Raw genomic sequence first — 23,305 nt, 5'->3', positions numbered from 1 at the left:
AAATGCTGCGCCAGGCCAACCGCCGCGTCTATCCCACCATTGAATATACCGAAGACGACTGGCGACGCCTCCGCTTCCTCTATTATCGCCTGTGCGAAAAAGTCGATGCCGAAATTGGCGTCCTCCTCAACGGCTTGCGCGACCTGGGCCTCGAAGAAGATACGTACATCGTCTTCACCTCAGATCACGGCGACGGACACGGCGCACACAACTGGAATCAAAAAACCAGCCTCTACGAAGAAGTCATCAACATCCCATTCATCATCAGCCACAAAGGCGTCACGCAACCCGGCGGCGTCAACGACACGCACCTCGTCTCCCTCGGCCTCGACCTGCTCCCCACCTTATGCGACATCGGCGGTGCAAGCGCTCCTGAGGACCTCGACGGATTGAGCCTGCGATCTCTCGCAGAAGGCAACACATCCGGCGAATGGCGCGACGACCTCGTCGTTGAAACCATCATCGACCTCGGTTCTGGTCCAGGCGGCAGCGGTGCTTCGCGCGCCGTACTCACCGACCATTACAAATACAGCGCCTTTCCCATAGGCCGCCACCGCGAACAACTCATCGACCTCCAGAACGACCCCGGCGAAATGGTCAACCTCGCCGTCAACTCGCGTTTCAAAAATGAACTCGACGACCACCGCCGCCGCCTGCGCGACTGGTGCGAAAAAACAAATGATAAGTCTTTTATAGGTGCGTGAGAACGAATCAGCGGAGTGGTGTACAACTGGCCGTCTCTCAGGCCAGTTCATCTACGAATCTACGACGTAGTTTGTAACGACTTTGGGTGGTAGGGTGGGATTCGTCTATTCGTCTATTCGTCTATTCGTCTATTCGTCTATTCGTCCATCCGTCCATTCTTTTTACCAGGAGTTCCAAAATGGCCGAAAACCTGCTCAAAAACAAACTCTCCAATGGCGACGTTGCCATCGGACCCTTCGTCAACCTCAGCTCTGGCGCGCTCATCGAAATCGCGGCATACAGCGGATTTGACTTTGTCATCCTCGACACCGAACACGGGCCGCTCGACATACCTACCTGCGAAGACCTCTGCCGCGTTGCACACGGCGTCGATATCACGCCCATAGTCAGAGTGCGAGAAAATGACCCCGCACAGATCCTGCGCGCCCTCGACATAGGCGCTGGCGGCGTACAGGTACCGCAAATCTGCAACAAAGCCGATGCCGAAGCCGTTGTGCGGGCAGCCAAATATTCACCGCTGGGCATGCGGGGTGTCTCGCCCTATACCCGGGCAGCCCGTTATTTTGCAGATGGTGGCGCCATATTTGAACGCCTCAATGCCTCATCGATGATACTCATCCACATCGAAGGCGTGGAAGGCCTCGAAAACCTCGAAGAAATCATCTCTGTTCCAGGCCTCGACGTCATCTTTCTGGGACCTTATGACCTCTCGCAATCTCTCGGCATACCCGGCCAGGTCAACGACCCGCGCGTGGTTGATCGAATGCGCGAAGCCGCAAACTTAATCAACGACGCCGGACTCACCGTCGGCACATTTGCCGACTCCCCCGAAGCCGCCAACCGCTGGATCGACGCGGGCGTGGGCTACATCTCGCTCTCCGTTGACACGGGCATCTACCTCTACGGCTGCCGTCACATCCTCCGAGAAATCCGCAATTGATCCATCATCGCAATAAACAGAAAAAGGAGATACCGCCTGGTATCTCCTTATTTTCCATCATAAGCTCTCGGGGGTATCGTGAGTGCTGATGGCTTTATTTGCCTGCACATAATTTATAAAAAAAGACAGTCAAGGGGAGACCTTGCTCCCGCGGTCCAATAGGTCAGACCTCTCGACTGTGCTGACAATTTTACTCAAAATCTATGTTCAATTCCCGTTTTCCAACGGGACGGGCTTTGGAAAATCGCTTAACCCTTGATGTAGGTCATAAAACTGAGGATAATAACCGCGACTGCAATGAGCAGAGACAACCATTTTATGGTTTGCCCTTCCACGCGATTGATATCGCTTTTTAAATTGGTCTCCACGCGGTTAATATCGCTTTTTAAGGTACTTTCCAGGCGATTAAAGCCCGCGTTCATCTGGGTGATCAGTTGCTCAAAACGGTTGATCGTCTGATCTTCTATACGGTTAATATCTTTTGTGTTCTGTTCGGTCTGGTCGTCAAGCCCAACCCCATTTTTTTCAATATTAATTAACCGCTGGTCTTGTTCGGCCACTTTCTTTTCAAGCCGTGCTATCTTCTCGGAATCTGTCATGACAATTCATCTTCTAATTAGACGCCTCATTTACGACAAATTGGTTCGATGCCGATGAATCGGCTGCTACTCCCTGAGTAGAAAGACCAAGGTAATCCAGAGCGTACTTGTAGCGGGGGCGTGACGATTTCTTCAACATGGGCAAAATACCTCTCTTTTTAAATGCCCAATAAATTTTCTCTATCACCTTTTTATCTTCGCCCCGTGCCCGAACAACACTTTGTAAAATGAACAGCAAGGCATCCAGATTCTGGTCTTCGTCATAAGTCTCCAGGGCGACATCAATATACTCATCTGCATACTTGGGGTCTTTGAGTTTTGGCATCAGATAATCCTCAAAGGGAATAGAGGCTTTCATGAAACACGCTCCTTATCCAATGCCTTATTAAATCGGCGCTTGCAATGCCTGGTTAGGCCATTTAAGTCGTTCCTCGGCATTCTCAATCGGCCAATTCACAATATCTATTCCCGCGCCTTTAGCCCAAGCCAACTCACGTCTAACCCATTTTGAACGTCGCGAATTTGGCGAATCAAAAAGAAGTACACTCGAAGATTTGCGAAGAGCCTGACGAATTTGATCATCCATAGGTGCATCCAGATTGAGATGCTCGGAATCAATCCACACATCGCGCCCCATACCTGCCAATTGCTTTGTCACGTCATGGACTACTTCGGCGTCACGCCAGGAGTAACAGATGAATATCATGCGTCACCATCTTCCTTTTGCTGATGCTTGTGAACCAGATAGTGGCCGTCTCCCTCTTCCTCGCCAACGATCATAGTATCTGGCACATAAGTCAAGGCTTCTGCGGCATTCCAAGTACCCTGTGGAGTCAGAAATTTCGTGGACATCTGGACAACACAACCGGACCCCACATCCATAGCCTTTGTACTTCTAACCCAGGTCCCACCATCCGCCTTAAAAAGGAGCTTGAGTCGGTCGGGGTCACCGGCTATTTCGACATCGCCCTGCACATCTTTTGTCTCTCTCACAATCGAAATAGGCCCTCCCCGAAGAGCCTCGACATACCTTTGCACATCTACATTGGCGTATTCACTCGGTGGATAAAACGTCCAGGGTCTGAACCAAAGTAGGCCGAAGAACATGCTTGCTACGAGGAAGGGAAAGATTATCACAAACCAGATGAGTGCAGCTTGGAGATTGCCCGTCGTCTGAGTAGCGGCGATTCCCGCAATGACTTCGGTGAGAAACACAAAGAGGGAAATGACCCAAAGCGGCGTCATCTTGGCGGGCAATTTCGCGTTTGCAACCGGATTCGTAGCCATATTTATCTTCTTTTTATCCTAACATAGAAATATCTGTAATCACAACTTGTCAGATGCCGTCCTGTGCAAAAAAATATATCCCATTATACCCAGTGGTGTCAACCCGCTTTTGCGCTCTCTACGGCGTTGGGCGCGATAGATGGTTCAGCGATCATCCGTTCATCGCAATGTCGAGAAATCCGTGGTTAACCCTATCATCCATATAGTGTCTCTTTTGTATCCAACTTTAGGATGGCTACTATCCTGGACTCAGTTAGAGCGTAACTGGAAAACCCTCACCCTCACAAAACGCCTGCCATTTTTCAATAGCCTCCTGTTCACTACCCCAGTGTTCGGGCGGAGTTACGCCATTAGGCAGGGACGTGTTTTCATCTCCAAATGCTTCTTGGAGCATCTCAGTCGTTAAACCGTTTGAATCTCGGAGATCGACTCCTGCAAGAAGTGCGCCCGATAGATTGGTTTCATTAAAGACTGCCCCCCCAAGATTAGCATCCCGGAAGTTTGCACCTTCAAGATTGACATTGCAGAAAACGGCTCCACAAAATTTTGCACTCTCAAGTTTAGCTACCTTAAGCATCGTGTCTTCTTTAATATCTGCCCTCGTAAGATTCGCACCTTTAAGGTCGGCTCCAATAAGGTTTACTTTCACTATTTTGGAGTTAATAAGATTTGCACCCACCAATTTAGCTTCTGAAAGATCTGCGCCCTTAAATTTGGCTGCGATAAGGTTCGCACCCGATAGTTTGGCTCCCATAAGTTCTGCGTCCTCAAGATTAGCCTCCCAGAGGCCTGCTCCCTCAAGACGGGCCAATCTCAGATTAGTACCTTCGCGTGCAAGGCCTTCGCTCTTGTTCCAGAGTGTTGCTCCTTGAAAGTTTGCTCCAGTGAAGTCTGGTTGGGTCTCATTTTCGCTCGTGCTGGTCCAGTGCCGATTCTGTTCCCGACGGCTCAGCACCGTCAATGCCGCCGCTACATCAGCGCGGTCTGCTGGGGAATTACAAAGCAGCGACATAATCCACTCATATCGCGCTTGATCAAATTTTATCCCGTTAAAATCCTCTTCTTTCAACGCACTCAGCACCTCCTCCCACTTCTGCTGCACCAGCTTCAATTCATCTCCGCTCAATTTCTTATCATCAAAAGATTTCGGATCGCGACAATGCTCGCGGATATAGGCGGCGAGTGTTTCAATGATGGGACCATAATCGCGCTCGCTGTCCTTTGCAAGCCGCTCCAAGGAATAGATTGCTCCGATCCGCGTCTCAATAGCAGGCCCTCCGTTCTGACTGGTTGCGCCAAGTTGTTCTATCGCTTTGGTGAAAAGATCGGTGTAGTGGCTCTCGCGATTGATCTCCGTCTGCTTGTCTGCGGCTTGGGTCTGCATTTCCGTGGCTTGGGTCTGCCGGTCCGCGAGTAACATGCGCCAGATCAGAAAAGGCACGCCATACCAGGCCGCGATGACCAACATGCTTGCCCGCACTTGATCGAATAAACTTTGATTTTGACCCTCTTGAGACGATGCAGATTCAGACGATGCAGATTCAGACGATGTAGATTCAGACAATGCGGAGAGAAGGGTCCCAATTTCGTCCAAGAGAGAATGGATCCAGGGCAGCCAAGTTTGTAGGATTTCGTACATATTAGGAAACGGCAATAGAACCCAGATAACGACAATGACCTTGACCCAGCCAGACCAATCCTTCCAAACTTGCCAATCCATAATAGCGCGGTACCAACGAATCGGCCATTTTCTTTTTTTGTTTTCAGGCTTCTCATCACTCATAATGCTATCTCCTTTTCACACTTGCCATCACGCATTCTCAATCTCCCCATCATAGCATTTGCCTTTCCATCTGCGCCCATCTGCGGATAACTCATAACACAATCTCCGCATCTGGATCCCCCGCGGCGAGGGCGTTCATCCATGCGAGGCAGAGATCGCGAGAGAGGTAGCGATCATAAGCAGCTATTTCCTGACGCTCGACGATGGGAAAGGTGGAGTAGATGTAGCGAATATCGTCTCGGTCAGTGATGCCATAGAGGTGGAAGAACAAGGCATCGAGTTTGGCGCGGATGTGGAGGCGACGATTTTCGTCCCATTGGAAGGGCGAGCATTCGTAGCCGAGGTCACGGGCAAATGGAGCCATGTCGTGGGCGGTGTAGGTGAGTTCAAGGACAGCATCGCGGACAATTTCGGCAGCAGTTTTGGAACCGAAGTGGGTGGACTCGTATTGGTCGGGCGGGACGACGGGGAGTTGTTCGAGGACATACAATGTAAAATGGGTGGCGGGCACTTTTTGTCGGGCGACAAAGTCGAACACCAACGCATTCAGATTGGCGACGACAAAACACGCCTGAGAAGGCGATTCATCGAGTATCGGCAGTAGCGGGAGCGTATGGCCCGCGCCTACTCGGGGGATAATGGCTGCAATCATGGTTCGCATGTTGGTTGCCGCCGTAATGTCCTTCATCGCAATGACCCAATCGCGGTCCCATCGCCAGCGACCAGCGTCGTCTTTTACGTAGTAACGGGGATTAGGGAAACGGCTAAAATTTTCTTTTTCTGCTGCTTGGATAGACTCTTGTTGACCGGGTCGAAACAGATTGGCGTCTTTCGATACCACATCTGCAGCGCGGTGGTCATAAGCCTGTACCATCTTACCTTCGTATAGCGGCACCCACTCCCCACTTGGACTGTTAAAGCGATTACCGCCAATAGGATACGCACCTTCCTTGTCTTCCAATTCTTCCCGTGTGTGGAATAGGTGGGAATCATTTGCCATGTGAAACATTGTTGAATATCGCACTGACCACGCCTTGACTTCCTCACCTGCCGAGCGGTTCACGAGTACAGGCAAACGACGATAGATCGCGGTCGTCAATTCCGCGTCTCTGCCAGAACGAAAAATGGGTGCAGTGCCGGTGTTGGGATTGACGCTGGCAAAATCCTCTGCCGTCAGAGAGAAGCAGCTATTCTCATCTGCCAATTCCGAAACATCCTGAAGGAAGAAGGCGCATCGGGCGGAATCATCCGTTGGCGATGGACTCGCCACAAACGCGCAGAACTTGAAACGGCTATCCACATCTGGGAAAAATGGCGGCGCAGTGTAGCGCGTGCGGCGATTCTCAAAATCGTATAACGCCCGCAACCGCCCCTCTGTCGCTACTGAGCGGAAAAACGGCGCGGCTGTCTTGTCAGAGGCAATGCCCGAAGGCGTCAGCAGGCCTACAACACCATCCTCTTTCACCAATGCCATTGCCCGTTCCACAAACAGCGAGTAAAGATTAATATCGCCACGCGCCAAGAAGGGATAATCGCCCCATTTGCGCGCTACACGAGCCGCGGACTTAGCGCGCTCATCTGCTCGTTCAAACTCGACGAATAGCGGATCACCGGACTTCTGCAACGCCCCAATCATCCGCTTGCGATCTGCCGCGCGTTGGGCACTGGCAATTTCGGGCTGTCGCGCCGCAAACCACTCCACCTGTTGCAACTTCACCCTGTCCCACGGCGGATTGCCGATCACTGCGTCAAAGCCGCCATGCAGTGAAGCAGATCTCCAATCTTGCCAAATGCCGGGAAACGCCACCTGCCAGTTCAGAAAGCCCTCCTGGGCAATCTGATCACGGGCTTCGGTCAGTAATTCCACAAACCGCTCTGCCTCCGGCACATCCATCCTCACCTCAACCGTTCCCGCCGCAATCTCCACAGGATTGCCGAATCGACTGTCAAAAAAAGCGCGAAGGGCAATCTTATCCTCCTTCCCCCGCACATCCAACCACTCGAATGCGTGAATCAGCGACAAAAACGCATCCAATGGCTGTGTCCCAGCCTGCATATCTGCAAACAATTCCGCAGATCGCCCGGCCTCTTCAATCTCTGCATCAGTCAATTCTTCGATCAACTGCATCGCCTGTGCGGCCCCTGTTGCCCGTTGTATTGGCTCATTCAAAAACAGGGGGCTACCCTCTTCCATAGCCTTATCTATACCCTGACTGACCCAGCACCCAAACAAACTATCGCCACACCGCAGATGATGATCCAAAAAACTCAGCGGCGCGCCCGCAGTGAATGAGTGCAGCCACAGCGACACCTTAGCCAGTTCCACCGCCATCGGATTCTTATCTACCCCATAAACGCACCGCTTGAGTACCATACGTCGCACAATATGCCGGTCATCAAGTTGCGCCTCATCTATGGCCCACTCGCGCTGTTTGGCATTGGTCAAGATCGTCTGGCGAATAGCATCAATGCGCTCAGTCAGTGGCGAAACATAGCCCGTGCTATCTACTTCGGCCATTGCAGCAATAACGTGGTCGGAAAGATAATCCACCAAACTGACCAAAAAGTGACCCGATCCCATTGCCGGATCGCAAATTTTCAGATCGAGTAACTTCTCTGCCGGATCGACTTGCGCGAGAGCCTTCCGCTTAAACCCCTCGCTCACCTTACTGCGTGTAATTTCGTCAACCTGTTTGGCAAAAGCGTCCATACGTGCCTGCACCAATGGCTCAATCGTCTCCTTGAGAATCAGACGCACAAGGGCATCCGGCGTGTAATAACTTCCCGACCCCTTCCGCGCAAACACATTCGGACGCACTAAAATCTCGTCCTCTTCGCGCACGACCTCGTGTTCGAGCAACCGCTCGTAAATCGACCCCAGTTGCTCAACGCTCAGGTCGCGGTAATTGATATACCGTCCATTCTCAAATGAAAGCGCATCAATAACATCGGCCACCACCTGATCGCCCAGCTTAATTTGAGCCAAAAGAGGTGTAATTTCCCGGTCAAACAGACCGCCGTTATACGGTGGCAGACCAATGGAAGAATCTCCCTCATCAATAGCGTGACAAAGGTCATCAATAGCCGAATAATAGCGTGCAGCAGTCTCGGAGAACACATCATCTCGTGCTTTCCGGCCCCCAATGTCATCGCGTACCCGGCGCAAACAGTAATCATCATAACGATCATCGCGCACCGGCAGCAGGTTGCGATCCTCGGCATACAAAATAAAAAGCAGGCGATAGAGCAATATCAGGGCTGCATCGCGCACCTCTGACAAGGGCGCATCCGGCGCAACAGCAGCAATAGCACGGGCCAAATCGGGAAAAACCCGAGAAAAGACCATCCCGGATAGACTATTCGCCACGCGCTCCTGATAGAACCGCCCCTCGTCAAGCACGCGCTCGTGAAAGGTACGCGTATCCTCCGCATCGGGCAGAAACGCATCTCGCCCAAAAAACAGCGCGAACAACTTCAAACAATAGCGTCGCTCATCCTCGGAGAACGCACTGCCATCAAGACCGAGTACCGCCGCGAGATCTATCTCAAAAAACTGCTCGGAAACAGACCGCGCCCCCTGATAATAGAGCCGCCACTGCGCGCCATTTGTGAGAATGCCCCAGCGCAACTTGCCTTCCGTCAAATCATCCACCCGACGCAAATAGCGAAGCATCTGTGTCGAAGGCGCGGCTACATGCTGGTCAGACCGGCGATCAAGTGGCAAGTCCCACCGCTTGGATTCCACAATTGCCAGCCCCCACTCGTAGCGTCTCCACTCCTCGGCGAAATCATTGGCACGCGCCTTGTGTGTATCGTCCTCAAACAAAAGACCATCAGGCACATCAGCACGACCCCGAGGCGTCAGATTTTGTTGCGTCAGGTAATCTGTCCATCCGAGGCAGTTGAGGATAGGCCAGATCAAATCGTCTTCAGTCTGGCTTTCATTGGGATTCTGATCAATTGGGAAGGCATTGAAGATATTTTGAAGTTCGGTCTCAAATACCTCCCCATCATCCCATCTCTGCCATTCGTCCATCTCCTGGACAGCATCTATGAGAAAATCGCTCGTGAACAGACCGCCCTGTAGCACGCGCACAATATTCATAGAATGATTTACATTCACATCAATCACTCCCACCCGTGAAATAGCTCTTGGTCCCTTTAGCTTGCACCGCATCGCCGATTCGGTTCAAAGCGTGGACATAAGCTGCGGTACGCTGAGAAATACCCTGTGTCTGGGCAATATCCCAAACGCGCTCTGTCTCCTCGACCATCTTCTGTTTCAGCCGCTGATTGACCTCCTCCAGCGTCCAATACAGACCCTGGCGATTCTGCACCCACTCAAAATAACTCACAGTCACGCCGCCGGCATTGACCAGAATATCGGGAAACACCACCACATCTCGCCCGCGCAAAATCTCGTCCGCCTCCGGAGTCGTTGGACCATTTGCCAGTTCGTACACCGCCCGCGCCTTAATATCGCGGGCATTCGACGCTGTAATCTGGTTCTCCAGCGCCGCTGGCGCCAGAATATCGACATCGAGCGTGAGCAATTCCTCATTGGTAATCGTCTCGTGATCAACCGCATTGCACACACTACCTTCGCAATAAACGGCTTTAAGCGCGCGGGTCGAATCCTTGAACTGACGCACACTGGGAATATCGAGACCCTCTCGCCGATATATCCCACCCTGAGAGTCACTCACCGCCACAACCTTATAACCGGCGTCAAAAAGCAACTCAGCAATAATAGCCCCGGCATTGCCAAAGCCCTGCACTGCCACAGTCGTCGTAGCGGGCGAGCCACTCAACCCGAGCCTGGGCAAAGTCGCCTCCATAGTGAAAAAAGCCCCCATCGCAGTCGCCTTATCCCTCCCCAGACTCCCCCCCATAGTCAAAGGCTTGCCAGTAATCACCGCCGGCGCAATCTGCCGCTTAATAATGCTATACTGATCCACCATCCAGCCCATAATCATCTCATTGGTATAAACATCTGGCGCTGGAATATCGACATCCGGACCGATAAAATCGGCCACCGCATCGATATAACCCCGACTGAGCCGCTCCAGTTCAAAAGGAGACAGCGACTTGGGATCAACCGTTATGCCACCCTTACCCCCGCCAAAGGGCAAATTGGCCACCGCGCATTTGAAAGTCATCCAAAAAGCCAGAGACTGGACCTCGTCAATAGACACATCTGGATGAAAGCGGATACCTCCTTTGGTGGGACCCCGCGTATCGTCGTAGCGCACCCGGTACCCCGGAAAAATACGCAACTCGCCGTTATCCATCCGCACCGGGATGGAAACTTTCAAACTCGACCTGGGCAATTTGAGCCGCTCAATAGCCTCCTCAGAAATAGAAGCATAAGCAAGAGCTTCATCGAGCCTTTGGCTGGCATCGCTGAACAATGATTGGGACATTGTATATCCTCCTGAATACAGAAAGCCGTCAGGGGTATATCCTGACGGCCATGGGGTAATCATCTACAAATTCCAGAGTTACTCATCGTCATCTGTAGAAATAGGCAAATCTTCGCGCTTCAAAATGCGGCGGCGGGGCCGACTAAACTGTTGGGGTGTGCGCTCGAGCCGTTCCTGAACCTGCACCGTATAACGCGCAGTGGGCATAGCCTCGAGCCGCATCGGATGAATCGGTTCACCGGACTCCTCGCAGAATCCATAAGTCCGATTTTCAATTTTTTGCAAGGCATTGTCAATCTCTGCCAATTCGAGCCGCTCGTGATTGCCCAGCGTCGTCATCAACTCCAACGACGACGCATTGCCCGCCGCATCGAGAGGATCGGCTGCGACATCCCCTCTAATTTCATCGAGATCTTCATCTTGACTGAGCACTTGCTTGAGCAACTCGCGCTTGCGCTCAGTCAAAATTTTTTTATAAAACGCGAGCTTTTCGTCACTGAAAGGTTCATGCTTTGCCATTACCTATTGGTCCTCTTTTTGTTTCCCAGAAATCTGCTCCCATAAATTTATCCGCAATTATATGTCAGCGGGAAAATAATGTCAAGTCTTGCAGAAAAAAAATAAATCGCGTCTCCAGGCATCCTATCCTCCAAGCGCAGCCAAAAAATCCTCTACAGAAAGTGCGTTGAACACATCATCAGCCGTCAAACCACCCTTTCTGGCAATCCCCAACCCAAAGCACATATCTTGCAGCCCTTCCACACTATGGGCATCTGTATTAATCGGGATTTGCACGCCCTTCTCTCGCGCATAAGATAAAAATCGCCAATCCAACTCCAAACGCGCGGGATTGGCATTGATCTCAATTGCCGTACGCGCCTCGGCCGCAGCGTCAATCACCGCCTTCATATTGAGCGGATAGCCCTCACGAGACAATAACAAACGACCTGACGGATGCCCCAAAATATCGACATGGGGATTCTGAACAGCGCGAATCAACCGATCTGTAGCCTCTTTTTCAGTCATTGAAAACTTCGAATGCACAGACGCGACTACCAGATCAAACGCGGATAAAAGTTCATCGTCAAAATCCAACCCCCCATCGCTCAAAATATCAACCTCAATACCCTTCAACACCCGAATACCCTCCACCGCATCGTTGACGCGATCAATCTCATCCCACTGCAACCGCACGCGATCTTCATTCAACCCATTGGCATAAGCCGCGGCCTTGCTGTGATCGCAAATACCGATATACGCATAACCCAGCACCTTTGCCGCCCGCGCCATATCCTCCACACTATGCCTTCCATCGCTATACGTCGTATGCACATGAAGCGTACCCTTCAAATCGGATTGCGCGACCAACTCCGGCAACGATCCTTGTTCTGCGCGATCAATCTCATCTCGTCCCTCGCGCAACTCGGGCGGAATATAATGCAAACCCAACGCACCAAACAACGCTTTCTCATCGGCACAAACCGCGTTTTCATCCCCCTTGAACAATCCGTATTCATTGAGCTGCATACCCCGGTCTTTTGCCCGTTGCCGCATCGCGGTATTGTGTTCTTTACTCCCAGTAAAATGGTGCAATGCATAGGGAAACGCCGCATCCGGCACAATCCTCAAATCCGCGCGCATACCCGAATCCAGCACAACACTTACCTTTGTCTCACCCTGCCCCGTAACCTCTGCCACACCGGGATACGCGACAAAAGCCCCGGCAAGTGCGCCCCCGTCTTTCGCGCTCGCAACAATATCCACATCCTTACTCGTCTCCATACATCGCCGCACACTGCCCGCCACCGATAGGCGAATCACCCCCGGTTGATCTGACAGATAAGCGCGCAAAGCCTCTGCTTCATCCTGCGCCGTGCGGCTCAAAAAACGCCCGCGGTGTTGCTGCAAATAAGACACCCCGCGCAAAATACTCTCAGCGGTCTTCTTCCCAAACCCGCGCAACTTTTCGACCTCACCCGCCTCGCATGCTTTTGCCAGCGCATCCACATCGGCAATACCCAACTGCTCGTAAATAGACCGCACCCGTTTCGCCCCCAAACCGGGCACCTCAATCATCTCCAACAACCCCTCGGGCAGCGCGGAACGCAAATCGCCCATACCCGGCAACTGCCCCGTATCAATAAGGATTGCGATATTTGCCGCCATCTTCGCGCCAATACCGCGCACAGATTCCAATTCACCGCGCACGCTCAAATCCGAAGCGGGCTTCCGCAACAACTCAATCTGCCGCGCTGCATTGACATAAGACCGAATGCGAAACGCATTATCGCCATTCAATTCCATCAGCGTAGTCATCTCTTCCAAAGCCGCGGCAATATCTTTATTATCCATTCAAAACCACCGGGAAATGTAGTGGACATTTGGCAATCTACATGGTTATTTTAACTTCAATCGCCTGGTCAAAGTTTGGAGAATATAGATACAGAATGGAGCTAAGTCAATGAACCAAACCACAAAAATCGCCATCGTCGGACTGGGGCGCATCGGCTGGCGTTTTCACTTCCAGCAAGCCCTCTCATCCGACCAATTTGAAATCACCGCTGTTGTCGATCCCCTGCCCGAACGATTATCCGAAGCACGCGCAGCAGCGGATTGTGAAACCCACACCGATTTTGAATCTCTCTGGTCCTGCCCATTGCCCGACGTAGTCGCCATTGCCACGCCGACCACATTGCACGAAGACATGACCATTCGCGCCCTCAACGAAGGTTGTCACGTCATCCTCGAAAAACCCATGACCACCTCCCTCGCCTCGGCAGATCGCATGATCGCCCAGGCCCAAAAAAATAACCGCCGCATCTTTCTTTATCAACCCCACCGCCTCACACCCGAAACGCAAACCGCGCGAGAAATTATTCAAAGCGGCATGCTGGGACCTATCTACTTCATACACCGGGGCGTATATCGCTATGTGCGCCGAAACGACTGGCAGAGCTTGCGGAAAAACGGCGGCGGCATGCTCAACAACTACGGCGCGCATTACCTCGACCAACTCATCTATCTCTCCGACGACTCGGCAATCACAGAAGTCGATTGCAAACGCTGGGCAATTGCCACCCGGGGGGATGCCGACGACGTAGTCAAAGCCTGGGTGAAAAAAGAATCTGGACAACTCTTAGACGTGCATATCAATCAGGCCACTGCCCATATCATGCCCCTCTGGCATATCTGTGGAAAATACGGCACAGCCATTCGCGAGGACAACGTATTCAAAGTACGATATTACGACCCCGCAGAAGCGCCCCTGCTAAACATCGTCGAAGGCGCAGCACCCGAACGCAGCTACGACAATAAGGACCGATTGCCCTGGCGGGAAGAAGACATCCCCATTACCCGGGACAAACAGCGCGACTTCTACGCCAACATCTACGACGTAATCGTCAACAACGCCACGCCCTATATTCGCATAGAAGAATCGCGCGAACTCATGCGCGTCATGGACTTATGCCGCCAAAGTGCCAAATTCTGATCAGGATGTGCCGGATTAAAGGATATACAGGATAAAATCCGTAGATCGAACCAACGATACAATCAAACTATCAGGAGACACGATGAAACTTTCACTCACCTCTGTCATGCTTCCCCGATGGGATTTGGAAACCACATTCAAAAAATTGGAAAAACACGGTTACGAAGGCATTGAACTCCGCTGCCGATACAATCCCGAAGACCCCAATGCCGAATTGTTCTATTGGGGACGCCACCTCACGGATGTCAGCCCAGACAATATCCTGGACAAGGCAGCGCAGATACGCGACCTCTCAAACCAAACCGGCGTGCGCGTTTGCACCCTCGCATCCAATTTCACTTATGATAAGATCGAAATCATCGAAAAAATATTCAAAGGCGCGCGTGCAATCGACTCCGATAACCCACCCCTCATTCGCGTTGGTGCCCAGAGCCACGACCGCCAGGCGCCCTATATTCCCCAATTCCTCAAAGCGCGCGCGAGTTTTGCCGACCTGGTCGAAATGGCACGCGATTACGGCGTCAAAATCATCTATGAAATTCACGTTGGCACCATCGCTGTGAGCGCATCTCGCACCATCGCCCTCTTAGAAAACCTCGATCCCAATCACATCGGTGCCATCTGGGATGTGCCCAACATGATCCGCGTGGGACTTGAAGACAGCAAAATGGGCCTCGAACTACTCGGCCCGTATCTCGCCCATGTACACATCGGCAATGCCACACCCGTGCAAACCGAGCGCGACGAGACCGGAAGCATGCAATGGGAATGGAATTTTAGCGACCTGCGAGAAGGCATGGCAGATATTCCCCAAATTATCCAGGACCTCAAAGACGTCGGATATCGGGGTTATATCTCACTTGAAGAATTTGGTCCCGGCGATGACGAAGAAAAAATCAGTTCCCAGGGCAACTATTTGAAATCCCTCATCAATTAACAAGGAGCACACTATGGTCCCCCTCATCAGCAGTCTCGTCTATGGCCCGCTCGGCGCGTGCCAATTGCCCCGCACATGGTGGAAAGTACTCACGCGTAACGCCGGTATTTTAGACGACGAATACCCCGACATGACGGATAATGGCCTCGACCCGCGCGTACTGCGCGCATTGAATCTGGATATCGAAACCACATTGGCCTACTTGCGCGAAAACATGCCCTCGTACCTCGAATTTGAAGCGTGGATACTCGAACAGAGAGGCGACGACTTCTGGGGCTTTGAACAGCAAGACGCCATCGTCCGATGGAACGCGTTTATCCGCGCACGGCGACACCGCGGGGAAAAAATCGAAGAAACGTACACAGACACGGGTCTGCCGCGGGATGTGGGCATCGACACTGCAACCGTACTCAACTGCCTTCAGGATATGCAGTTATTTTACAAGCGCGACCTGTCCGAACTCAGCGGAAGCATCGTCCCACTCGTCGCCACAATTGATTTTGGTCCCCTCGGCGTGCGCCAATTGCCCCGCACCTGGTACAAAATTCTCCTCCGCGCAAAAGGCCTGCTACACCCCGACTATCCCGACATGACAGAGAGCGGCCTGGACCCCCGCGTACTGCACGCATTAAATCTGGGCATCGACGCCACATTAAACCACATCCGCACAAACCTCCCATCCTATCTCGAATTTGAAGGCTGGGTACTCGAACAGTGCGGCGGTCAAATTCCCGTACAAGCCATTGACGAATGGAACGACTACTTGTGCAATCGCATCCACAACGACGCCAAACGCGCAGAAATCCGCGCAACCGTGGGATGTGGCGACATATCCTCAGCCGTCGTACTCAACCACATCGAAGACTGGCATCTGGCACACCAGTGGCTCTTAAGTGCCATGTGAAAAGGAGAAAAAACTATGTCTATCGAACTCGGTGAATTATCCAATGGCGTGTCACTTACACAAGTGACCACAGACGAACTTGAAAAATCCAACATCTACTGCGAACTGCCCTACTGCTCTGCTGACTCGCGCGTCTTTGTCTATGAACAAAAAAATTCAGACACCGCGCCCAACACCACCGAATACGTCGCCTGCGAATTTGGCACATGGGAAACCGAAGTAATCGGTCGCGGTCTGGGCGGACCTGGCATGACCCACAGCGGCATCTTCTTTTATCGGCGCATTGTCCCTAACAAGTGCCAGGAACTCGTGCGCGTTGACCTGCGCACGGGCACACAGCGCGTCATCCATGAATTTCCCGAAGACCTTCAAACGCGCGGCCTGGGCACCCTATCGCCCGATGAACGCTATTACGCCTATGGCGTCACCATCAGCTATCACCCCAAAATGTTTGGCATAGAACTCGTCGATCTCGAAAAGGGAACGCGAGAAATCATCAACACCGACCCCGACATCTGCAATCCCCACACGCAATTTGAACCCACAGAAGGCAAACAAATCATGGTTCAGCACAACCGGGGCTGCGAATTCAAACCCGATGGCACCCGCCTCAAACTCGTCGGCGACGAAGGCGCCACCGAATACCTCGTCGATATACCCGACGGCAAAGTCACGCGCCTTCAGGTCGGACTACCCCATACGCCGAGTATTACCGGGCACGAAGCCTGGATCGCGGGTGCGAATGAAATCCTCCTATCCGTCCGCGCCGAAGGCGAATATGCACCCGACAAGGGCAACCTCGTCAAAGTATCGGCAAACAAACCCCCAGAGCGCGTTGGCACACCGGGCTATCGCTTCAACCACGTCGGCACCTCTCCGTGTGGTCAATACTTCTTCTGCGACGACTGGCAGGGCGCCAGCAAACTCATCGTCGGCAATATCCAGACCGGCAAAACCGCGGTCGTATGCGAAGCCCATACATCCATGAGCACCGCGCAAAACACGCACGGGCATCCCTATCTCTCGCCCGACCTCAAATGGCTCGTCTTCAACTCCGACCGCTCGGGCCATCCCCAGATCCACGTCGCATCCGTGCCGTCTGATCTTATTGCTCGGTTGAATTAGGGGAAATAAGACATGGTCTATCCCAATAAGAATGCTATTAAAAGAAGCGGTCTCACGATTTATGACCATATTCCTACAGAAAGACCAGATCTATATATTGCAAGCAAGAAGCTCGAAAAAATACTGAAAGAGAGTCTGATTGGCATTTCTCTCAGTGGCCTTGCGTTACGGACCAGATCAAAAGTCGTTAAGACTGACGTATGTAAAGCAATAGGTTATCCAGTACCTGGGTCTTTCAAGAGGACACAGCCGCGGTTCCCTGGACAGAACTTTGATGTATATATTCAGAAGTCGAATAACCTGCAGATTTGGAACGAGGAACTGGACGCATCGCGCAGGTACGTCATTGTGCGGGTAGATGAGGACAATCGGATAGGAAATGTCAGAGTGATTGCTGGTGCAGAACTCGCGAAACTGGACAGGACGGGCACATTGACTCAAAAATACCAGGCTGCTCTCGATGTTGGTGCCGAGGCATGCGAGTTGGTATCAAGGGAGGATGCAATACCAGCGGAACGCATTGGGCAGGAATCGTCGGCGCGTCTCATTGATCCGACAGAAGATCCGTCATTGCGTTCGCTTATTCCCATTCAAACACTCTTTGGAATTCTAAAATGCACGATTGGGATGGAAATTGACTATGTGGGAATGGATCAAGAGAGAAATCGCGGATCATTACTGCACGAGGTTGTCGCGAAGCTATTGGGCTATCCTGGATATGCAGACAAGGGCACATTTCCGGACATTCCGCATCAACTTTTAGAAATTAAACTTCAGACTTCGCGGACCATAGATTTGGGTCTTGTGACACCCGACAGCTTACAGGCACTTGACTATCCAGCTTTGGATGGCAATATCGTTATTCGGCACTGTGATGTTAGATACGCTCTGTTTTATGGTGAACTGACGGGAAATCGCGTGATGATTACGAACTTTTATATGACCACTGGGAGAGACTTTTTTTCAAGATTCAGACGTTTTGAAGGCAGAGTTTTGAACAAAAAACTGCAAATACCGCTACCCTCGGATTTCTTTATCTGAGAAGCCAAATGCTTTCCAAACCAATTTATCAACTGTGTGCATAAGTTCTGTTTTTTTGTCGGATGTGCATTCAAAAGTCTGTTTTGACATTTCGATAAGTTGGCTTGCTGACGCCGAATCTATTCTTGGAAGAGGGAACTGCTCAACATATTGCGTCATGAATCGTCTTCTTCCGGCATATAATTTATTGTTGAAACTGTGATCATAAAAGCACTCTATGAACGAGGAGTTGCCTACAGCAAGAGCCAGCCAGGTAAGTTCGTTTTCTTCAGAGCATGAAATCCAATAGCAGTCGCCGTTTACTACGGTGCCATTCAGGTCCAGCCAAAATGTTGGATGTTCAGCTATATCCCTAAAAACGATTTTGGCTTTTTTCCAGGCTTTTGGATCTTGAGGTACCCATATTTCATACCATTTTCTTCCTGACTCAATGACATACTTCCTGCCCTCAAGCTGATTTCTGTGTTCTTCGAGATAGGCTTTCGATTTTGGATAACTTGCCAGGTTGACTGCACAACGCTTTCCCCCAAGAATGGTGTGAGGATAAAGGATCTTGCTTTTTGGAGGCTCTGACCTGTACGGATTTCCAATGTGATGGGTTGTTAAATCTTTTAGCAATTCCGGTCGTTTATCCAAAGGCATGTCATCCCAATCTGATCTTATGAATACGCGATCCGCGGTGGTTTTAACGCCTACTCTAATTTTGCCAAGATCCTTGAATGTGGCGGCGGTGTTCCTGCAAACTCTACTTAGCCATTCTCTACTTTCCTTTGTAGAGATCCGCCATATATCCTTTGGTCCTCGCCCTGAATCCAATTCTCCCTTCAAAATATTGAAGTATTCATTAGATTTTGTTTTGACATACCCGCTGCGCCGAAGGGCTTCGATTGGGCTCTCGCAATTGCGCGCTTTTTTGACGGGATCAGATGTGTAAATTGAAGTGAATTTGGCAGTGATTGAAGGCTTTGCAGAGGTTTTTGGTTTTAGCATCAGGACCGCTGGAAGCACAGCCGCCTCAAAAAGTTTTGTGTCGCCAAGATCCCAAATATGTTCAATATCATACATTTCTTTAATTTTGGCTCTTACAGTTTCCCCAGACCTTGTCGTCATGAATCGATTAGATACGATTATTCCAAGAATGCCCTCCGGATGAATGTATTGAGCTATCGCAATAATAAATGCATAATAGAGATCCACCCTTCCTGCCAGTCCGAATTGACGAGCTAGGTCTTGGGACTTTTTTGCTCCCATTACCTGAGTTCTCACATAAGGTGGATTTGAGATTACGAGATCGAACTGCTCTGGTCGTCGGCTTTGGAAAAGGTCAGGCTGAGAGGAACAGTCCGCTGATTGAGCGAGAAAATCCCGATTGTGGAACTCAGTAGCAACTTTTGGAAACTGGTCCTTTATTCTTTCTTTAGCAAAAAGCATTTCGGACTGATTGGTTTCGTATCCGCTTACGGATAGAGGCACATCCATTTCTTGTAAATTTTTCAGAACAGCAAGTAATAATTCACCATCACCAAGAGCGGGATCAAATACATTGATGTTGCGTGTCTTTTCTGGCGGTTGCCATAATTTCAGCATTTCTTTTGCAACGAATGCTGCCAGAGCAGGAGGCGTGTAATGCGATCCCGTTGATTTTTGTTCTGAATTGGCTTTTGTCATGATTTTCTTATCGCCTGGTTGGGTTATATTCTGTCCAGATCATACTAAACGTTTGGGCACTTGTCAATATCGAAATCGCTCGCTATATGCTAAACTTCACATCTCCTATTTCTTTATGGACGAATGGCTCTCAATATTTGCCTACCGCTTTCAATTCGGCGTTATTACTATATTGGTGGCGATCTTATTGGGCATCCTGCTTCCGCTTACAGGCGGTTTCTTACACGCGCTAAAGATCGCTTCCGAAAGCCCGAGTGCTGCCCTGCGGGAGGACTGATACGCGAATATATACATGTTTTTTAAGGGAGAATGGGAGGAAGGAATAATTTGGCCTACCATACTATATCAAAAAGAAATACTATGCAGAATCGCATCTCAATAACTTTTATTTTTATCGCGCTTGCGTTGACAGTTCACCCTCTGCCTACTAAACATATTTTTGCCCGGGCAGAAGATAGTGAGGTGCATATCCCGGATGTCAACCTGCGAGCGGTGATTCTGCAAACGATAAATACAAAGAGCGAGGCCCCCCCAGACGCGATAATCACGCAGGCAGAAATGTCAACCTTAACTGGCCTTTCTGCATCGAATGCGCTTGAGGCATCAAATGCGAAGATCAGTGATTTGACCGGGCTGGAGTATGCAACCGGTCTAAAACGGCTGGTTCTCAGCAGTAACAACATTTCTGACATTACACCGCTATCTGGATTGAACAACCTGACAGACCTGGAGCTTGACCACAATAGTATCTCGGACATTACACCGCTATCTGGATTAACCAGTCTGACACAGCTACGTCTTGACACCAACACCATCTCGGACATCACGCCACTATCTGGCCTAAAAAATCTGACAGATCTGCATCTTAGTAACAACCTCATCTCAAACATCGCACCATTATCTGGATTGACCAATCTAAGAGTATTGCATCTTGACACCAACACCATCTCAGACATCACACCACTATCCCAATTGAACAACCTGACAGACCTGCGGCTCTACAACAACAGTATCTCAGACCTCGCGCCCCTATCTAAATTGACCAACCTGACACGGATAAATCTTGACGACAACAGCATCTCAGACCTCACGCCACTATCTAAATTGACCAACCTGACATGGATAAATCTTGACAACAACAGTATCTCAGACCTCACGCCACTATCCCAACTGAACAACCTGAAAGCACTATCTCTTTACAGCAACCGCATCTCGAACATTACACCATTATCTGGCGTAAAAAATCTGGCAGACCTGCGGCTTGACAACAATAATATCTCGGATATTACACCACTATCTGAGTTAAATGGTCTGATACGGCTATATCTCTCCGACAACAGTATCTCAGACCTCACGCCACTATCTGGCCTACATGGTCTGACAGACCTGCATCTTGACAACAACAGCATCTCGAACCTTATACCACTATCTAAATTGACCAACCTGAGGGTGCTATCCCTTTACAATAACACGATTTTTGATCTCACATCGCTGTCTGAGTTAAAAAGCCTGGGAGAACTGGATATTTCTCACAACAGCATCTCGAACCTTACGCCACTATCTAAATTGACCAATCTGGCAGACCTGCGGCTTGACAGCAATAACATCTCGGATCTCACGCCATTATCCGAGTTAAATATCTTGACGTGGCTGGGACTATCCCACAACAGCATCTTAGACATCACACCCCTATCTAAATTGACCAACCTGACACGAATAAATCTTGACAACAACAGCGTCTCAGACATCACACCGCTATCTGAGTTATACATCTTGACATGGCTGGGACTATCCCACAACAGCATCTCGGATCTCGCACCACTATCTGGTTTAAACCTTCTAATAGGGGTGGATCTTTCCGACAACAGCATCTCGAGCCTCACAACATTATCTGGTCTAAAAAATCTGGCAGATCTGCGGCTTGACAACAACAACATCTCGGACATTACATCACTATCTAAATTAACCGGTCTGAAAGGGCTACGTCTTTACAACAACAAAATTTCGGATCTTTCGCCTCTGGTTGCAAACCCGGGATTGGTCAATGGAGACGGAGTTGATATGGGTAATAATCCTTTGAGTGCCACATCACTCAATACACACATTCCTGCTCTGAAAGCCAGAGGGGTTACGGTAGAGATATATTCAAAAGTGGATGAATAAAAGAAAGGAGCACGCATGAGTGAAAGACCCAATATTCTATTTATCATGACCGATGATCACGCATCGCATGCCATGAGTTGTTATGGCAGTCGGATTAACGAAACGCCCAATCTGGACCGCATCGCTGAAGGCGGCATGCGCTTTAACAACTGCTTTTGCACCAACTCGATCTGCGCGCCGAGCCGGGCAGTAATCTTGACCGGCACGTACAATCACATCAACGGCGTCACCACATTGCGCACAAACCTGGACGGCCGACAGGTCACATTTCCCAAACTCCTGCAAGCCGCGGGATATCAAACCGCAATGGTGGGCAAATGGCATCTCGGACACGGCGGGCACAATGACCCCACCGGATTTGACTACTGGAACGTACTGCCCGGACAAGGCGCATATCACAACCCCATGATGTACGACATGGGCAAAGAAGTTCACTACGAGGGATATACCACAGACATCATAACCGACCTCGCACTGGACTGGCTAAAAGACCGCGACAAAAACAAACCATTCATGCTCATGTATCACCACAAAGCGCCCCATCGCCCCTGGGAGCCAGATGACAAACACGCGGACATGTACGAAGACATCAACATCCCCGAACCCGAAACACTGTGGGACGACTACAGCAACCGCGCCACAGCCGCATCGCAGGCTGAAATGCGCGTCAACCGCGACCTGAACCCCCGCGACCTGAAACAGCCCGTACCCGAAGGCTTGACCCCCGAAGAAGACATGAAATGGAAATACCAGCGCTACATCAAAGACTACTTGCGCTGCGTAGCATCCGTCGATGACAATGTCGGCCGCGTATTGGACTACCTGGACGAAGAAGAACTAACCGACAACACCATCGTCGTCTATACATCGGACCAGGGCTTTTACCTGGGCGACCACGGCTGGTACGACAAGCGATTCATGTACGAAGAATCCCTCCGCATGCCATTCCTCATCCGGTATCCCAAAGAAATCAAAGCGGGAAGTGTCTGCGACGACATGATCCTCAACGTAGATTTCGCATCCACATTCCTGGACTACGCCGGAATAAATATCCCCAGCCATTTTCAGGGACACAGCATGCGCCCCCTGTTAAATGGCGACCGACCCGCCTACTGGCGCGCCTCAATGTATTACCGGTATTGGATGCACCTCAACGGACACAATATCTACGCACACTACGGAGTCAGAACGCATCGGCACAAACTCATCTACTATTACGCCGACGGATGTGGACAAGAAG

General features: G+C 50.7%; 19 protein-coding genes. 9 read left to right on the top strand and 10 right to left on the bottom strand.

Annotated elements, in window-relative coordinates; all coding sequences use genetic code 11:
* Together OXH16_15330 and OXH16_15325 are read left to right on the top strand one after the other, a co-directional pair.
* A partial coding sequence (locus OXH16_15330; GenBank protein ID MCY3682772.1) for a sulfatase-like hydrolase/transferase occupies positions 1 to 704 on the top strand: 704 nt, incomplete at its 5' end.
* A 179-nt stretch (positions 705 to 883) separates the two neighbouring features.
* Positions 884 to 1,645 carry an aldolase/citrate lyase family protein gene (locus tag OXH16_15325; GenBank protein ID MCY3682771.1) on the top strand — a complete coding sequence of 254 codons (762 nt, stop codon included), beginning with the start codon at positions 884 to 886 and terminating at the stop codon, positions 1,643 to 1,645.
* A gap of 248 nt (positions 1,646 to 1,893) precedes the next feature.
* Here OXH16_15325 and OXH16_15320 read toward each other — a convergent pair whose 3' ends face one another.
* The 9 genes from OXH16_15320 to polX form a co-directional block, all read right to left on the bottom strand.
* Positions 1,894 to 2,244, bottom strand: a complete 351-nt coding sequence (locus tag OXH16_15320) for a hypothetical protein (GenBank protein MCY3682770.1) — start codon at positions 2,242 to 2,244, stop codon at positions 1,894 to 1,896.
* 13 nt (positions 2,245 to 2,257) lie between these two features.
* Positions 2,258 to 2,602, bottom strand: coding sequence for a hypothetical protein (locus tag OXH16_15315; protein ID MCY3682769.1), 345 nt, complete (start codon positions 2,600 to 2,602; stop codon positions 2,258 to 2,260).
* A 27-nt stretch (positions 2,603 to 2,629) separates the two neighbouring features.
* Positions 2,630 to 2,950, bottom strand: a complete 321-nt coding sequence (locus OXH16_15310) for a toll/interleukin-1 receptor domain-containing protein (GenBank protein MCY3682768.1) — start codon at positions 2,948 to 2,950, stop codon at positions 2,630 to 2,632.
* Positions 2,947 to 3,531, bottom strand: a complete 585-nt coding sequence (locus OXH16_15305) for a hypothetical protein (protein MCY3682767.1) — start codon at positions 3,529 to 3,531, stop codon at positions 2,947 to 2,949. The genes OXH16_15310 and OXH16_15305 overlap by 4 nt, the downstream gene beginning before the upstream one ends.
* 253 nt (positions 3,532 to 3,784) lie before the next feature.
* Positions 3,785 to 5,314, bottom strand: a complete 1,530-nt coding sequence (locus OXH16_15300) for a pentapeptide repeat-containing protein (GenBank protein MCY3682766.1) — start codon at positions 5,312 to 5,314, stop codon at positions 3,785 to 3,787.
* Between the two features lie 91 nt (positions 5,315 to 5,405).
* A complete protein-coding gene (locus OXH16_15295) occupies positions 5,406 to 9,437 on the bottom strand; it encodes a restriction endonuclease (GenBank protein MCY3682765.1) in 4,032 nt (1,343 codons plus the stop codon).
* A gap of 1 nt (position 9,438) precedes the next feature.
* Positions 9,439 to 10,737, bottom strand: a complete 1,299-nt coding sequence (locus tag OXH16_15290) for a Glu/Leu/Phe/Val dehydrogenase (protein MCY3682764.1) — start codon at positions 10,735 to 10,737, stop codon at positions 9,439 to 9,441.
* A 78-nt stretch (positions 10,738 to 10,815) separates the two neighbouring features.
* Positions 10,816 to 11,256: a TraR/DksA family transcriptional regulator gene (locus tag OXH16_15285; protein MCY3682763.1), complete on the bottom strand. Its 441-nt coding sequence runs from the start codon at positions 11,254 to 11,256 to the stop codon at positions 10,816 to 10,818.
* Positions 11,257 to 11,379: 123 nt separating this feature from the next.
* The gene (polX, locus tag OXH16_15280) at positions 11,380 to 13,089 is read right to left on the bottom strand and encodes a DNA polymerase/3'-5' exonuclease PolX (GenBank protein ID MCY3682762.1); all 1,710 of its coding nucleotides are present in this window, start codon (positions 13,087 to 13,089) and stop codon (positions 11,380 to 11,382) included.
* A gap of 109 nt (positions 13,090 to 13,198) precedes the next feature.
* Between polX and OXH16_15275 the strand changes: the two genes are divergently transcribed.
* The 5 genes from OXH16_15275 (at position 13,199) to OXH16_15255 (ending at position 18,234) form a co-directional block, all read left to right on the top strand.
* A complete protein-coding gene (locus OXH16_15275) occupies positions 13,199 to 14,227 on the top strand; it encodes a Gfo/Idh/MocA family oxidoreductase (GenBank protein MCY3682761.1) in 1,029 nt (342 codons plus the stop codon).
* Between the two features lie 82 nt (positions 14,228 to 14,309).
* Entirely contained in the window at positions 14,310 to 15,164 is an 855-nt protein-coding gene (locus OXH16_15270) for a sugar phosphate isomerase/epimerase (GenBank protein ID MCY3682760.1), read from the top strand.
* A 13-nt stretch (positions 15,165 to 15,177) separates the two neighbouring features.
* Positions 15,178 to 16,068, top strand: a complete 891-nt coding sequence (locus OXH16_15265) for a hypothetical protein (GenBank protein MCY3682759.1) — start codon at positions 15,178 to 15,180, stop codon at positions 16,066 to 16,068.
* Positions 16,069 to 16,083: 15 nt separating this feature from the next.
* A complete protein-coding gene (locus OXH16_15260; protein ID MCY3682758.1) occupies positions 16,084 to 17,193 on the top strand; it encodes a hypothetical protein in 1,110 nt (369 codons plus the stop codon).
* Between the two features lie 12 nt (positions 17,194 to 17,205).
* The gene (locus OXH16_15255; GenBank protein MCY3682757.1) at positions 17,206 to 18,234 is read left to right on the top strand and encodes a restriction endonuclease; all 1,029 of its coding nucleotides are present in this window, start codon (positions 17,206 to 17,208) and stop codon (positions 18,232 to 18,234) included.
* Here OXH16_15255 and OXH16_15250 read toward each other — a convergent pair.
* Positions 18,211 to 19,902 carry an N-6 DNA methylase gene (locus OXH16_15250; protein MCY3682756.1) on the bottom strand — a complete coding sequence of 564 codons (1,692 nt, stop codon included), beginning with the start codon at positions 19,900 to 19,902 and terminating at the stop codon, positions 18,211 to 18,213. The genes OXH16_15255 and OXH16_15250 overlap by 24 nt on opposite strands.
* A 360-nt stretch (positions 19,903 to 20,262) precedes the next feature.
* Between OXH16_15250 and OXH16_15245 the strand changes: the two genes are divergently transcribed.
* Positions 20,263 to 22,065, top strand: coding sequence for a leucine-rich repeat domain-containing protein (locus OXH16_15245; protein ID MCY3682755.1), 1,803 nt, complete (start codon positions 20,263 to 20,265; stop codon positions 22,063 to 22,065).
* A 15-nt stretch (positions 22,066 to 22,080) separates the two neighbouring features.
* Positions 22,081 to 23,305: sulfatase (locus OXH16_15240; protein MCY3682754.1), on the top strand; the 1,225-nt coding region annotated here is incomplete at its 3' end.

The organism is Gemmatimonadota bacterium, assembly GCA_026705765.1.
Taxonomy (GTDB): domain Bacteria; phylum Latescibacterota; class UBA2968; order UBA2968; family UBA2968; genus VXRD01.
This window is presented reverse-complemented; position numbering and strand designations above follow the sequence as displayed.

Excerpts from the sequence above, each read along its gene's own strand:
- OXH16_15270 (MCY3682760.1), top strand. The coding sequence starts at position 14,310 with ATGAAACTTTCACTCACCTCTGTCATGCTTCCCCGATGGGATTTGGAA.
- OXH16_15290 (MCY3682764.1), bottom strand. The coding sequence starts at position 10,737 with ATGTCCCAATCATTGTTCAGCGATGCCAGCCAAAGGCTCGATGAAGCT.
- OXH16_15250 (MCY3682756.1), bottom strand. The coding sequence starts at position 19,902 with ATGACAAAAGCCAATTCAGAACAAAAATCAACGGGATCGCATTACACG.
- OXH16_15320 (MCY3682770.1), bottom strand. The coding sequence starts at position 2,244 with ATGACAGATTCCGAGAAGATAGCACGGCTTGAAAAGAAAGTGGCCGAA.
- OXH16_15285 (MCY3682763.1), bottom strand. The coding sequence starts at position 11,256 with ATGGCAAAGCATGAACCTTTCAGTGACGAAAAGCTCGCGTTTTATAAA.
- OXH16_15325 (MCY3682771.1), top strand. The coding sequence starts at position 884 with ATGGCCGAAAACCTGCTCAAAAACAAACTCTCCAATGGCGACGTTGCC.
- OXH16_15245 (MCY3682755.1), top strand. The coding sequence starts at position 20,263 with ATGCAGAATCGCATCTCAATAACTTTTATTTTTATCGCGCTTGCGTTG.
- OXH16_15315 (MCY3682769.1), bottom strand. The coding sequence starts at position 2,602 with ATGAAAGCCTCTATTCCCTTTGAGGATTATCTGATGCCAAAACTCAAA.
- polX (MCY3682762.1), bottom strand. The coding sequence starts at position 13,089 with ATGGATAATAAAGATATTGCCGCGGCTTTGGAAGAGATGACTACGCTG.
- OXH16_15305 (MCY3682767.1), bottom strand. The coding sequence starts at position 3,531 with ATGGCTACGAATCCGGTTGCAAACGCGAAATTGCCCGCCAAGATGACG.
- OXH16_15265 (MCY3682759.1), top strand. The coding sequence starts at position 15,178 with ATGGTCCCCCTCATCAGCAGTCTCGTCTATGGCCCGCTCGGCGCGTGC.
- OXH16_15310 (MCY3682768.1), bottom strand. The coding sequence starts at position 2,950 with ATGATATTCATCTGTTACTCCTGGCGTGACGCCGAAGTAGTCCATGAC.
- OXH16_15255 (MCY3682757.1), top strand. The coding sequence starts at position 17,206 with ATGGTCTATCCCAATAAGAATGCTATTAAAAGAAGCGGTCTCACGATT.
- OXH16_15300 (MCY3682766.1), bottom strand. The coding sequence starts at position 5,314 with ATGAGTGATGAGAAGCCTGAAAACAAAAAAAGAAAATGGCCGATTCGT.
- OXH16_15260 (MCY3682758.1), top strand. The coding sequence starts at position 16,084 with ATGTCTATCGAACTCGGTGAATTATCCAATGGCGTGTCACTTACACAA.
- OXH16_15275 (MCY3682761.1), top strand. The coding sequence starts at position 13,199 with ATGAACCAAACCACAAAAATCGCCATCGTCGGACTGGGGCGCATCGGC.